11 protein-coding genes and 3 pseudogenes are annotated in these 12698 nt (G+C 69.3%); 3 read left to right on the forward strand and 11 right to left on the reverse strand.

All coding sequences use genetic code 11. The features are described from left to right. Together L1066_RS22075 and L1066_RS22080 are read left to right on the forward strand one after the other, a co-directional pair. Window positions 1–295, forward strand: a 295-nt coding sequence (locus tag L1066_RS22075) for a WYL domain-containing protein (RefSeq protein ID WP_235738543.1), incomplete at its 5' end; no start/stop codon positions are given. 55 nt (window positions 296–350) lie between these two features. After that, window positions 351–2013 (forward strand): annotated as a pseudogene (locus L1066_RS22080) (DNA repair helicase XPB). 28 nt (window positions 2014–2041) lie between these two features. Here L1066_RS22080 and L1066_RS22085 read toward each other — a convergent pair. The 5 genes and pseudogenes from L1066_RS22085 to L1066_RS22105 form a co-directional block, all read right to left on the reverse strand. Beyond that, complete coding sequence (locus tag L1066_RS22085; RefSeq protein WP_235738544.1) at window positions 2042–2719, reverse strand: copper homeostasis protein CutC; 678 nt, start codon at window positions 2717–2719, stop codon at window positions 2042–2044. Between the two features lie 51 nt (window positions 2720–2770). Next, on the reverse strand, window positions 2771–3499 hold the full coding sequence (locus L1066_RS22090) for a GntR family transcriptional regulator (RefSeq protein ID WP_235738545.1): 729 nt from the start codon (window positions 3497–3499) through the stop codon (window positions 2771–2773). A gap of 85 nt (window positions 3500–3584) precedes the next feature. Next, window positions 3585–4409, reverse strand: coding sequence for an ABC transporter permease (locus L1066_RS22095; protein ID WP_235738546.1), 825 nt, complete (start codon window positions 4407–4409; stop codon window positions 3585–3587). Then, window positions 4406–6130 carry an ABC transporter permease gene (locus L1066_RS22100; protein WP_235738547.1) on the reverse strand — a complete coding sequence of 575 codons (1725 nt, stop codon included), beginning with the start codon at window positions 6128–6130 and terminating at the stop codon, window positions 4406–4408. Before L1066_RS22100 ends, L1066_RS22095 begins: the two co-directional genes overlap by 4 nt. After that, a pseudogene (locus L1066_RS22105) lies at window positions 6130–6884 on the reverse strand (ABC transporter ATP-binding protein). The gene L1066_RS22100 and the pseudogene L1066_RS22105 overlap by 1 nt, the downstream one beginning before the upstream one ends. Window positions 6885–7540: 656 nt before the next feature. Between L1066_RS22105 and L1066_RS27170 the strand changes: the two are divergent. Then, a complete protein-coding gene (locus L1066_RS27170; RefSeq protein ID WP_283095565.1) occupies window positions 7541–7666 on the forward strand; it encodes a hypothetical protein in 126 nt (41 codons plus the stop codon). A gap of 20 nt (window positions 7667–7686) precedes the next feature. On the opposite strand, the gene L1066_RS22115 is transcribed toward L1066_RS27170, so the two are convergent. The 6 genes and pseudogenes from L1066_RS22115 to L1066_RS22140 all read right to left on the reverse strand — a co-directional run bounded on the left by L1066_RS22115 (window position 7687) and on the right by L1066_RS22140 (window position 12659). Beyond that, entirely contained in the window at window positions 7687–8064 is a 378-nt protein-coding gene (locus L1066_RS22115; RefSeq protein ID WP_235738548.1) for a pyridoxamine 5'-phosphate oxidase family protein, read from the reverse strand. Between the two features lie 40 nt (window positions 8065–8104). After that, a complete protein-coding gene (locus tag L1066_RS22120) occupies window positions 8105–8821 on the reverse strand; it encodes an SRPBCC family protein (RefSeq protein WP_235738549.1) in 717 nt (238 codons plus the stop codon). 4 nt (window positions 8822–8825) lie between these two features. Further along, window positions 8826–9680, reverse strand: coding sequence for an FAD binding domain-containing protein (locus L1066_RS22125; RefSeq protein WP_235738550.1), 855 nt, complete (start codon window positions 9678–9680; stop codon window positions 8826–8828). Continuing rightward, on the reverse strand, window positions 9677–11851 hold the full coding sequence (locus L1066_RS22130) for a xanthine dehydrogenase family protein molybdopterin-binding subunit (RefSeq protein ID WP_283095566.1): 2175 nt from the start codon (window positions 11849–11851) through the stop codon (window positions 9677–9679). Before L1066_RS22130 ends, L1066_RS22125 begins: the two co-directional genes overlap by 4 nt. Before the next feature lie 113 nt (window positions 11852–11964). Then, window positions 11965–12195: pseudogene (locus L1066_RS28100) on the reverse strand (hypothetical protein); the annotation flags it as partial. After that, entirely contained in the window at window positions 12192–12659 is a 468-nt protein-coding gene (locus tag L1066_RS22140; protein ID WP_235738551.1) for a (2Fe-2S)-binding protein, read from the reverse strand. The gene L1066_RS22140 and the pseudogene L1066_RS28100, both read right to left, overlap by 4 nt. Between the last annotated feature and the right edge of the window lie 39 nt (window positions 12660–12698).

Consider the following 12698-nt stretch of genomic DNA (forward strand, 5'->3'; position numbering starts at 1 on the left):
AGCCGTGGCCGCGATCCGAGGCTGGCGACCGGGTCCAGGAGCAGCGCCCGCCGCAGCCGACGAGCACCTCCCACTGCAAGAGGCGCTGGCCGCACTGCGCCAGGCGATCGAGGCAGGCACGTCGGTGCTGATCGGCTACGTCGACAACCACGGCACCAGCTCCGACCGGGTGGTCGATCCGCGGCGGCTCGAGGGCGGCCAGCTGTCGGCCTACGACCACCGCGCCGAGGACCTGCGCGGTTTCGCGGTGCACCGCATCACCTCGGTCACCGCCCTGCCGTCGAGCCAGGAGTGACCGGTCCCGTCAGCCGACATTCGCCCGACTTGCGAAGACCTCGTAGGGTGGCGCGGTGACGAACGGCCCCCTGATCGTGCAGAGCGACAAGACCCTGCTGCTGGAGGTCGACCACGAGCTCGCGGGCGAGTGCCGCATCGAGATCGCCCCCTTCGCCGAGCTCGAGCGCTCCCCGAGCACGTGCACACCTACCGGCTCACCCCCTCGGGCTGTGGAACGCCCGGGCAGCGGGCCACGACGCCGAGCAGGTGGTGGACACGCTCATGCGCTACTCGCGCTACCCGGTGCCGCATGCGCTGCTGGTCGACGTCGCCGAGACCATGGCCCGTTACGGCCGGCTGCGGCTGGAGAAGCACCCGACCCACGGGCTGGTGCTCTCCTCCACCGACCGGGCGGTCCTGGCCGAGGTGATGAAGGCCAAGAAGGTGCAGGGCATGCTCGGCGACAGGCTCGACGCCGACTCCGTCATCGTCCACGCCTCCGAGCGCGGCAACCTCAAGCAAGCACTGCTCAAGCTGGGCTGGCCGGCAGAGGACTTCGCCGGCTACGTCGACGGCGAGGCGCACCCGATCGACCTGGCCCAGGACGGCTGGGAGCTGCGCACCTACCAGCAGGAGGCCGCCGACGCCTTCTGGCACGGTGGCTCCGGTGTGGTGGTGCTGCCGTGCGGCGCGGGCAAGACGATCGTCGGCGCCGCCGCCATGGGGCAGGCGCGGGCCACGACCCTCATCCTGGTGACCAACACCGTCTCCGCGCGGCAGTGGAAGGACGAACTGGTCCGACGTACGTCGCTGACGGCCGACGAGATCGGGGAGTACTCCGGCTCCGTCAAGGAGATCCGGCCGGTCACCATCGCGACCTACCAGGTGCTGACGCTGAAGCGGAAGGGCGTCTACCCGCACCTCGAGTTGCTCGACGCCCGCGACTGGGGGCTCATCGTCTACGACGAGGTGCACCTGTTGCCCGCGCCGATCTTCCGGATGACCGCCGATCTGCAGGCGCGCCGCCGCCTGGGCCTCACCGCGACGCTGGTACGAGAGGACGGCCGCGAGGGTGACGTCTTCTCCCTCATCGGCCCGAAGCGCTACGACGCGCCATGGAAGGACATCGAGGCGCAGGGGTGGATCGCGCCGGCCGACTGCGTCGAGGTGCGGGTGACGTTGCCGTCGGCGGAGCGCATGGCCTACGCGACCGCCGAGCCCGAGGAGCGCTACCGACTGGCGGCCTGCACCCCTCACAAGACCGAGGTCGTACGGCGCCTCGTGCGACAGCACGCCGGTCAACCAACGCTGGTGATCGGCCAGTACATCGACCAGCTCGACGAACTGGCTGCCGAGTTGGATGCGCCAGTGATCAAGGGCGAGACCACCGTGAAGGAACGGCAGCGGCTCTTCGAGGCATTCCGCTCCGGCGAGCTCAACCTGCTGGTGGTGTCGAAGGTCGCGAACTTCTCGATCGACCTGCCCTCGGCCGAGGTGGCTATCCAGGTCTCCGGCTCGTTCGGCTCCCGCCAGGAGGAGGCCCAGCGCCTCGGCCGACTGTTGCGCCCCGGTGATCCCGGTCCCGACGGCGAGCGGAAGGTCGCACACTTCTACACGATCGTCTCCCGCGACACCGTCGACGCCGATTTCGCCCAGAACCGGCAGCGGTTCCTCGCCGAACAGGGCTACGCCTATCGGATCATCGACGCCGACGACCTCGAGCGCACCGACGGCTGACGCCTCGTGGAGGTCCCGCCGATCGTGGTCAGTCGTCGAGCAGGAGCCGCCACGAGCGCACGTGCCCGGCGTCGACGTACGCCTTGGTGGAACCTCCGGGTCGGGCCTGGACCCCGATGTGGAACTGGGTGACGCCAGCGCGACGCAGCCACGGCACGTGCTCGGCGAGCAATCCGGGGCCGGGCAGCATCAGGACTGCCGAGCGGGGCTCGGCCTGCGCCTCGGCGAGCAGCTCCTCGTAGCCGGCAGCCATTCCGCGGGGAGAACCGGCAGCGAGTACGCCGTCACAGCCGGGCAGTTCCGCGACGGCAGCCCAGGCACGCTGTGGCTCGAGGCACTCGTCGAGGGCCTCGGAGAAGGTCCACGGGACCCCGGACAGCGCGTCGGCGAGTGCCGCGCACAGCTCGACGTCGATGCGGGTGTCGGAGTCGAGGAAGCCGAAGACGACGCCTTCGGCGCCGAGGGAGACGTATTCCTGCGCCAGCCCGACCAGCCGGGTGAACTCCCCACCGGTGGTGGTGCGGCCGTCGTTGAGGCGCAGCCGGACCCGGACCGGGAGATCGGTCTCCCGGAGCACGGCGGAGGCCTCACGCAGGTCGGGCGAGAGACCGGCGAGCGTCGTCAGGAAGAGCCGATCGGCCCCACCCTCGGTCGCACCGAACACGTCGCGCTGGTGCAGCACCTCGATCTCGAGCAGGGGTGACATGGCAGCACCCTAGAGCGTGCGCCGGTCCCAACCGGGGACCTCGAGCAGAACTCAGTGGCCGTTGTCGGAGGCGAACTGCACCCACAACGTGAAGCGGTCGGCGCGGTAGGTGGAGCGGGAGACCTCCACCGCCTTGTCGTTGCAGAGCGCTCGTCGCGCCACCCGCAGCACGGCAGCCCCGGGGTCGATCTCCAGCAGTTCGGCCTCGTCGGCGGTGGCGATGTCGGCCCGGATGGAGTCTTCGGCCCAGGTGGGGCGGAGCCCTCGGGCCGTGAGGGCGTCGTAGAGGCTGGTCGGCGTGCCGCCCTGCAGGAACCCCGGAAGCAGTACCTCGGAGAGGTAGGCGTCCTCGACACAGATCGGCGATGCGTCGGCGCGGCGCAGTCGCCGCCAGTGGATCACCGGGTCGCCCTCGGTGAGGTTGAGCACCCGGGCGATGCCGGGGCCGGCACGTTCGATGCGGGCGAGCAGCGTCTGCGACTCGGGGAGCAACCCCCGGGCCTTCATCTCCTCGGTGAAGCTCACGACGGCGCCGACGCGCCCACGGGGCTTGGCCACATAGGTGCCCTTGCCCGGGATCCGTTGCAGCAGGCCCTCCGCGACGAGTGCGTCGATGGCCTGGCGCACCGTCATCCGGGCCACACCGAAGCGCTGCACCAGCTCTCGCTCGGACGGCGCGGGCGAGCCCGGCTGCGCGTCGGCGATCAACTCGCGCACGTATTCGCGCACGGCAACGTGCTTGAGTCCCGCCACGCGCGCCAACACCCCCGTCTCATCCACCCGATGAGTCTAGGGAGGTGGGCTGACGACGCCGCGGGAGTTGCCGAGATATGGCCCAACGTGACTAGGCGGCAGAGCCGCACGGTCACTCGTCGGCGATCGCCTCCAGCACGTCGAGGCGGGCCGCCCTCCGCGCCGGGAACACCGCGGCCAGCACCCCCACCACGAGCGAGACGGCGAGGAACCCGAGCAGCTGCCAGACGGGCACCGAGATCACCTCGAGCCCCTCGTCGGCCAGGTCGGTCAGCAGCACCCATCCGAAGACCAGGCCGAGCAGTACCCCGAGCAGCGCGCCGAGGAACGAGATCACCATCGACTCCAGCCTGATCATCCGGCGGAGCTGGCGGCGCGACAAGCCGATGGCCCGCAGCAGCCCGATCTCCTTGGTGCGCTCGATGACCGACAACGCCAGCGTGTTGACGATGCCGAGCACCGCGATCACCAGCGCCAGCGCAAGCAATCCGTAGATCAACGTGAGCAAGGTGTCGATCGGGCCGCGGGCCTCCTCCGCCAGTCCGTCCTGGTCCTTCACCGAGAGCATCGCCTGCGCTTCGACGAGGCCGTCGAGCGCCTCCTTGACGGTGCCCCGGTCGGCGCCCTCGCGCAGGCCGACGAAGACGAAGTTGTCGACCTCGGGGAAGCCTGCCTCCTTCAAGGTGGCGAGCCCGGTCAGGAAGCTGTCCTGGAGAAGCGGATTGTCGACGTACACACCGGTGACGGTGAACTTCTCCGGACCGGTGGGTACGTCGACGCTCACCTCGTCGCCCACCGCCAGGTCGCGGTCCTCGGCCACTCCCTCCGAGATGAGCAGGTGGGCACCGTCCGTGATCGAGTCGATCGAACCGTCTGCCATCCGCACTTCGAGCGTTCGGGTGAGGGTGGCTGGGTCGACGCCCTGGAGCACCGTCATCTCCCCTCCACCTTGGTGTAGACGGTGCGGAACCGGGTGATGGTCTCGACGCCGTCGATCTCTGCCGCACGATCGGCGATGGTCGGCGAGAAGCCCACCCCGAAGACGTTGGAGACCACGTAGTCGCCGACGAAGTTCTCCGCCACGGCCTCATCGACGCTGGCCTTCGCCGAGGAGCCGACGATCGCCATCGTGGTGCACAGCGCGAGGCCGATCATGAGCGCGGAAGCAGTGGCCGCCGTACGACGGGGATTGCGTTGGAGGTTCTGCCCTGCCAGTTGTCCCACCGTGCCGTGGAGGCGACGGAAGAGGGCAGCCGCGGCAGCCACGACCGGGCGACCGAGCACCGGGCTGGCCGACGCGACACCGAGCAGTACCGCGAGGGCACCGATGCCCAGCACGTAGCCGGCCCTGGGCGGATCACCGAAGAGCGCGAGGGCGATCATGCCGGCCCCCACGAGCACCGCCAGCGCGCCACCGAGGAAGCGACGACGAAGCGTGGTCTCGGGCAGCGCGACGTCGTCCCGCAGCGCAGCGACGGGCGGGATCCGACCGGTGCGACGCGCCGGCAGCCACGCGGCGAACATCGTCACGCCCACACCGATCGCGAAGGCGGCGAGCACCGTCGAGGGAGCGAAGACCATGGGGGTGCTGGCGAGGTCGAGGCCGAACTGGGAGAAGGCGAACCGGATGCCGACGAAGAGCAGCACGCCCAGGCCGAGCCCGAGCACGGCCCCGATGAGGCCGAGCACGAACGCCTCGAGCAGCACCATGCCCTTGACCTGGCGACGCGAGGCACCCAGGGCACGCAGCAGTGCCAGCTCACGGCTGCGTTGGGCGACGAGGATCGAGAAGGTGTTGACGATGAGGAAGGAGCCGACCACCAGCGCGATCACCGCGAAGATGAGCAGGAACGTGGTGATGAAGCTGAGCTGGTCGATCAACTGGGTGGCGGCCTCGTCGGCGGCGTCGTCACCCGTGACCGCCTCGAGATCGTCGGGAAGCACCTCGGCGACGCGGTCACGGAGCTCCTCCTGGGTGACGCCGTCCTCGGCCGTGACCCAGTAGTCGTTGTAGGCGTCCTTGCCCTCGAGGAAGAGCTGTTGGGCGGTCGAGGTGTCGAAGACGGTGAAGGTGGCGCCGTTGAGGGAGCCACCCTCGCTGAAGCCGATGATGCCGACGAGCTCGACCTCCATCTCCGGCACCTTGGTGGTGGTCACCAGCGGCACGGTGTCGCCGATGTCGTAGCCGGCCTTGTCCGCGGTGAGCTCGTCGAGCGCGATCTCACCCTCGTGCTCGGGCAGCCGGCCGTCGAGGAGGTCGAGGCCCTCGAGGCCGTGGCCGGCGGGGGCGTCGGTGTAGTTGCCGCCGAGCGCGGGAGGGCCGTTGCCGCCGACGGGCTGTCCGTTGTCACCGATCACGTAGATGCCGACTGCGGTGATGTTGCCGTCGACGCGGGCGGCACCCTCGACCGTCTCCAGGTCCGCCTGGAGCTCCGCCGGGATGGAGACCGTGGACGACGAGAGGTTGTCGCCGGAGCCCGCAGGGCGGACGACCACGTCGCCGACCGTGCTGGCGAAGAGCGCGGTGAACGACCTGTTGAGGGTGTCGCCGAAGATCAGCGAGCCACCGACGAAGCCGACCCCGAGCACGATGGCGAACGTGCTCATGAGCAGGCGCACCTTGCGCCCGAGGAGCGACTTGAGTGCGGCGCGCAGCATCAGTCGGTCCCGGCCGCGAGCTGGGCCGCCGTCATCGCAGTCATGATCTCGAGCACCTGCTCGCGGTCGGGTTGGCGCAACTCGTCGACGACGCGTCCGTCGGCGAGGAAGACCACCCGGTCGGTGTACGCCGCGGCCACCGGGTCGTGCGTGACCATCACGATCGTCTGGCCGTGGTTGTCAGCGCTGTCGCGCAACAGTCCGAGGACCTCGGCACCCGAGCGCGAGTCGAGGTTGCCGGTGGGCTCGTCGGCGAACACGATCGACGGACGACTGGCCAGGGCTCGGGCCACGGCGACGCGCTGCTGCTGGCCCCCGGAGAGTTCCTTCGGCTTGTGGCTGAGCCGGCTCCCCAGGTCGACGGTCTCGACGACTGTCTCGAACCACCCCGGCTCGGGCTTGCGGCCGGCGATGCTCAACGGGAGCAGGATGTTCTCCTTCGCCGTCAGCGTCGGCACCAGGTTGAAGGACTGGAAGACGAACCCGATCTCGTCGCGGCGCAGTCGGGTGAGCTCCTTGTCGCCGAGCCCAGTGATCTGCGTGTCCCCCAGGTGCACGGTGCCACTGCTCGCGGTGTCGAGAGCAGCACAGCAATGCATCAAGGTCGACTTGCCCGAACCGCTGGGCCCCATGACCGCGGTGAACTCCCCCGGGCGAAGTCGACGGTGACCCCGTCCAGGGCCCGCACCTCCGCGTTGCCGGTGCCATAGGTCTTCACCAGGTCGACCACCCGGGCCGCTGCCGTCGTCGTCATGTGGTTCAACCTAGTGGCGCTGGCGAGCCGATGGCATCCGGTATTCCCCCGATAGTCCCTGACGTTTTTGCTCTTCTACGGCCGGCGGAGGAACAAGAACGTCCGGGACTATCCGCTCAATCGAACAGATGATCGAATAATTCGGGTAGGGTGCAGGGCATGGCGGTGGACCTTCAGACGTCGCTCTTCGACCTCGCGGACAGCCCCACGGTGGGTGACCTCCGTGCGACTCGGCGCACCGAACTCGGCTCCGGCGCGTGGGTCGACGTGCGCCCCAACTGGCTGGGCGGCGCCGACGAGGTCTACGCCGCCCTGCTCGAGCAGGTGCCGTGGCGGGCGGAACGCCGCACGATGTGGGACAAGGAGGTCGCCGTCCCGCGACTGGTGCACACCTATCACGCCGGCGAGCCGCTCCCCCACGATGCGCTGACGACCGCGCGCGACGCGCTGAGTGCCCACTATCTCCCCGAGCTGGGTGAACCTTTCGTGAGCGCCGGCTGCTGCAACTACCGCGACGGCAACGACTCGGTGGCGTGGCACGGCGACACCCTCGGTCGGGGCCGCCACCACGACACGTTGGTGGCCATCGTCAGCTTCGGCAATCCGCGCAAGCTCGCCCTCCGCCCCCGCGGGGCGGCGCGTCGATCAGCTTCACGATGGGACACGGCGACCTGCTGGTCATGGGCGGTTCGTGCCAGCGCACCTGGGAGCACGCGGTGCCCAAGGTCGCCGACGCAGGTCAGCGGATCTCCGTGCAGTTCCGGCCGCTGCACGTCTTCTGACGCGAGGCGGAGGCACCTTCCTACTTGCCCACCGGCGCGCAGTCGTGGCCGCAGCCGTCATCGGCCACCGGGCCGTCGGCGTGGGCCCGCGGCCGGTGCAGCACCGCGTGTTCCGGCGTCACGACCACGTCATCACCGTCGACGGTTGCGGCCCCGTCGACGAGCAGGCTCAGGCCGTGGTGTTCACGCGGCCAGAAGACCAGTGTCACCGCTGGGTTCGCAGCGATGTTGGCCAAGGTTCCCCGGCCCGGCCCCGAGAGCCTGACGACCCCGTCCTCGGCGACGTCCGGATCCACGGTGACGACCTTGACGTGAGGGTGCGACGTACTGAGGAGGTAGGCGGAGCCGAAGTCGGCACGCGCCTTGCGAAGGTCTGCGGGGTCGACCGGGATGCTCATGGCACCACGCTACTCCCCGCGAACCTGCAGGGCTCGTAGGTCAGGAACGACGGCGACGGAGCAGCCAGGCGAGGAGCAGGAGTACGCCGAGGCCGGCGACGATCTGCTTGCTGTAGGACTTCAGGATGATCGGCAAGACGGTGGCGCCGAGGTCGAGGCTGTCGTCCGCCTGCACCGACGGCCGGAGTGGGGTGGGTGGGTTCGGGGTGTCGACGGAGGACGCTGCGGCCTCCTTCTCGTCCGCTGCGGTCCCCGGATCCTGCGAAGGCTGGACTCCGTTGGTCGATGCGACCTCCGACTCCTCCGCCTCCGGCGGTGCGGTCATCCGTTGGCGCAGGCAGTCGACGAACTGGCCGAGCAGCTTGTCACTGACGTCCTCGATCACGCCGCGGCCGAACTGGGCGGGCTTGCCCGTGATGGCGAGGTCGGTGACCACGAGCACCGTGGTGCCGCCGTCACCCTCGGTCATGGTGAGGTCGACGTTGGCGCCGGCTGTGCCGTTGCCCCGCTTGTCCTTCCCCTTGGCGACGATCTTCATCGTGTGCGTGCCCTCGTCCTTCTCGGTGAACTCGCCGGCCCCGTTGTAGACCAGCGCGATCGGCCCGAGCTTGACCTTGACCGACCCCTCGAACGAGTCGTCCTCGACCCCGGTCACGACAGCTCCCGGGAAGCACGTCGCCACGGAGGCGATGTCGGTGATGGTGGCCCACGTGTCGTCGATGCCCGCAGGCACGGTGAACTCATGCGTGAGATCCATCGGTTCACGCTCCGGCGGCCGCGAGCACGGCGCGACGGGTCAGCACCGTCGCCAGGTGGCGTCGGTAGTCGGAGTCCCCGTTGAGGTCGGACGGCGGATTGGTGCCCTCGGCAGCAGAGGCCGCAGCGGCGCGTACGGCGTCCTCGGTTGCGGGCTGCCCCACGAGCGCAGCTTCGACGGCACGCGCCCGCAACGGCGTCGAGCCCATGTTGGTCAGACCAACGCGGGCCTCGACGATGGTGTCGCCCTCGGTACGCACCGTGGCGGCCACGGCGACGATCGGCCACTGATGAGCCACCCGCACGAACTTCTCGTAGTGCGCCCCCCAGCCGGTGTGCTTGGGCACCCGGACCGCCGTGAGGATCTCCTCCTCCCCGATGGCGGTGGTGAAGAGGTCTTCGAAGAAGTCGTCGGCGCCGACCCGGCGTTCGCCGTTCTGCCCGGTGACGACGAACTCGGCACCCAGCGCGAGCGCGGGAGCGCCGAGGTCTCCAGCCGGATCGGCATGGGCGAGGGCGCCACCGAAGGTGCCACGGTGGCGCACCTGCGCATCGGCGAGGTGCTCGACAGCCTTGGTGATGAGCGCGGCGTGCTCCGCGACCATCGGGTCGTGACCGACGTCGTGGTGGGTCGTCATGGCGCCGATGACGAGGGCGTCGCCGTCGTCACGGATTCCCCGCAATGCGTCGATCCGGCCGATGTCGATGACGACCTCGGGTGCGTTGAGACGCATCCGCATGACCGGCAACAGGCTCTGGCCGCCGGCAATGATCTTGGCGTCGTCACCGTGCTGGACGAGGAGCGAGAGCGCCTCCTCGACGCTCGTGGGCGCCACGTAGTCGAACTGTGCGGGGATCACTGGCCGGCTCCTTCCGTGCGGTCGGCGGTGCCGGACATGCCGGTCTCCTCGGAGAAGTGCGGGGCGGCGGCACCTTCGGTGGCGTCCTTGCCGCCGTCGCCTCCGCCTCCCTGGATCGCCTTCCACACCCGTTCGGGAGTGCAGGGCATCTGGATGTCGGTGACCCCGTAGGGGCGCAGCGCGTCGACGACGGCGTTGACGACCGCGGGGGTCGACGCGATCGTGCCGGCCTCCCCGACGCCCTTGGTGCCGAGCGAGTTGGTGAGCGCCGGCGTGGTGGTGTGGCCGACGTCGAAGGAGATGGTGTCAGCAGCGGTCGGCACGAGGTAGTCGACGAAGGAGGCCGAGACCAAGGTGCCTGCGTCGTCGTACACCGCCTCCTCCCACAGCGCCTGGGCGATGCCCTGCACGAGCCCGCCGTGCACCTGGCCCGAGGCGATGAGCGGGTTGATGACGTTGCCGATGTCGTCGACGCAGGTGTACTTGCGCATCTTGATGCCACCGGTCTCGGTGTCGATCTCCAACGCACACAGGTGGGTGCCGTGCGGATAGTTGAAGTTCACGGGGTCATAGGTGGCGTCCGAGTCGAGCGAGGGCTCCACGCCGTCGGGCAGGTTGTGCGCGGCGAAGGTGGCGAGCGCGATCTCCCCGATCGCCATCCCCTGGTCGGTGCCGCGCACGGAGAACCGGCCGGCCGCGAAGTCGATGTCGTCGACCGACGCCTCGAGCAGGTGCGCCGCGATCGGCTTGGCCTTCTCGATCACCTTGTCGACGGCCCGGACGAGTGCCTCACCACCGACGACCAACGAACGTGATCCGTAGGTGTCGAGGCCCTTGTGGGAGATCGCGGTGTCACCGTGCAGGACCTCGATGTCGTCGAAGGCAACTCCCAACCGATCGGCGACGATCTGGCTGAACGCCGTCTCGTGCCCCTGCCCGTGGGCGGAGGCACCGGTGAGCACCTCGACCTTGCCGGTCGGCAACATCCGCACCGACGCGTGCTCCCATCCCCCGGCGCCGTAGTCGAGCGATCCGAGCACCCGCGACGGTGCCAGGCCGCACATCTCGGTGAAGGTGGAGACCCCGATGCCCAACTGGACCCGATCGCCGTCCTCCCGTCGCCGGGTCTGCTCGGCCCGCAGGTCGTCATAGCCGAAGCTGGCGAGCGCCTGGGCGGTGGCGGCCTCGTAGTTGCCGGAGTCGTACTCCAGTCCAGCGACCGTGGTGAAGGGGAACTCCTCGTGCTTGATCCAGTTGCGTTCGCGCACCGCGATGGGGTCCTCACCCAGCACGGCCGCGAGCTCGTCCATGGTCCGCTCGATGGCGAACGTCGCCTCGGGACGTCCGGCGCCGCGGTAGGCGTCGGTCCAGGTCTTGTTGGTGAGCACCGTCTGCACCTGGAAGTGATAGGCGGGGAACTTGTAGATGGCGTTGAACATGAAGGCGCCGAGCACCGGAACGCCGCCGCCGACCAGCGCGACATGGGAGCCCAGGTCGGCCAACAGGTCGACCTTCAGACCGGTGACCACGCCCTCCTTGGTTGCAGCCAGGGTGATCTTCTGCCACTGGTCACGGCCGTGGTGGGCTGCCATCAGGGACTCGGAGCGGGTCTCGGTGTACTTGACCGGCTTGCCCAGGCGCCGGGCGATCACCATGGCGAGGAACTCCTCGGGCGTGGTCTGCAGCTTGCCGCCGAAACCGCCGCCGACATCAGGGGCGATCACGCGGACCTTCGACTCCGAGACCCCGAGTACGGCGGCCAGCAGGAACCGCAGGATGTGTGGGATCTGCGTGGCGGACCACATCGTGATCTGTTCGCCGGTCGGATCGACCACCACGGAGCGCGGCTCCATGAAGGCGGGGATGAGACGTTGCTGGCGGAACTCCCGTTCGATGACGATGCCGTCGGTGCGGGCAGTCGCAATGGCGGCCTCGACATCGCCGCCGGTGCCGGCCGCCGCCGAGTCGAAGACCCAGAAGGCCGACTTGTTGGTGCCGAGCTCGGGGTGCGCCAGCACCTTGTCCTCAGCGGCTTCCTTGAGGTCGAGGGCCGCAGGCAGTTCCTCGTAGTCGACATCGACGAGCTCTGCGGCGTCACGTGCCTCCGCTGCGCTGCGGGCCACGACGACGGCGACGATCTCTCCGGCGAAGGTCGCCCGGTCGGCGGGCATCGGGGGTGTGCGGGCGTCACCTGCTCGGGTGTGATGGGCCAGGCGTTGGGGAGGGAGCCCTGCTCCTCGAGGTCAGCGCCGGTGAAGACGGCGACGACGTTGGTCGCCGCCTCGGCATCGCTGGTGTCGATGTTGACGATCTTGGCGTGGGCGAAGGGACTGCGCACCATTGCCATGTGCACCATGCCGGGGAGCACGATGTTGTCGGTCCAGCGGGTACGACCGGTGATCAGGCGGGCATCCTCCTTGCGGCGACGCTCACGACCGATCTCCATGCCGTCGGCCGCACCTGCGTCGTCCCGGGCCTGTCGAGGAGCCGCGACCTCGTCCTGGGTGGCGGTCATGCCGTCACCTCCCCAGCCGCATGCTTCACCGCGCGGACGATGTTGTGGTAGCCGGTGCAGCGGCACAGGTTGCCTTCGAGGCCGAGCCTGATCTCGTCTTCGCTGGGTGACGGGTTCTCCCCCAGCAGGTCGATCGACTGCATGATCATGCCGGGCGTGCAGAAACCGCACTGGAGGCCGTGGCACTCCCGGAACGCAGCCTGCACCGGGTGCAGGTCACCGCCTCGGGCGAGGCCCTCGATCGTGGTGACCTCGCCGCCGTCGGCCTGCACCGCCAAGACGTTGCAACTCTTCACGCTGCGGCCGTCCAGGTGCACGGTGCAGGCGCCACAGTTGCTGGTGTCGCAACCCACCACCGTGCCGGTCTTGCCGAGCTTCTCGCGCAGGTAGTGAACGAGGAGCATGCGAGGTTCGACATCATCGGCGACGGAGGCCCCGTCGACGGTCAACTTGATCCTGGTCATGGACGACTCCTGAGGGCGACAACGTGACGCACGTCACGC

Origin of the sequence: Nocardioides alcanivorans (assembly GCF_021555175.1) — a bacterium.
GTDB lineage: Bacteria > Actinomycetota > Actinomycetes > Propionibacteriales > Nocardioidaceae > Nocardioides > Nocardioides alcanivorans.

What these genes read in the sequence shown, in the direction of transcription:
- L1066_RS22130 (WP_283095566.1), bottom strand. Translation starts at nt 11,851, where the DNA reads ATGCCCGCCGACCGGGCGACCTTCGCCGGAGAGATCGTCGCCGTCGTC.
- L1066_RS22100 (WP_235738547.1), bottom strand. Translation starts at nt 6,130, where the DNA reads ATGCTGCGCGCCGCACTCAAGTCGCTCCTCGGGCGCAAGGTGCGCCTG.
- L1066_RS22120 (WP_235738549.1), bottom strand. Translation starts at nt 8,821, where the DNA reads ATGGATCTCACGCATGAGTTCACCGTGCCTGCGGGCATCGACGACACG.
- L1066_RS27170 (WP_283095565.1), top strand. Translation starts at nt 7,541, where the DNA reads ATGGGACACGGCGACCTGCTGGTCATGGGCGGTTCGTGCCAGCGCACC.
- L1066_RS22085 (WP_235738544.1), bottom strand. Translation starts at nt 2,719, where the DNA reads ATGTCACCCCTGCTCGAGATCGAGGTGCTGCACCAGCGCGACGTGTTC.
- L1066_RS22095 (WP_235738546.1), bottom strand. Translation starts at nt 4,409, where the DNA reads ATGACGGTGCTCCAGGGCGTCGACCCAGCCACCCTCACCCGAACGCTC.
- L1066_RS22140 (WP_235738551.1), bottom strand. Translation starts at nt 12,659, where the DNA reads ATGACCAGGATCAAGTTGACCGTCGACGGGGCCTCCGTCGCCGATGAT.
- L1066_RS22115 (WP_235738548.1), bottom strand. Translation starts at nt 8,064, where the DNA reads ATGAGCATCCCGGTCGACCCCGCAGACCTTCGCAAGGCGCGTGCCGAC.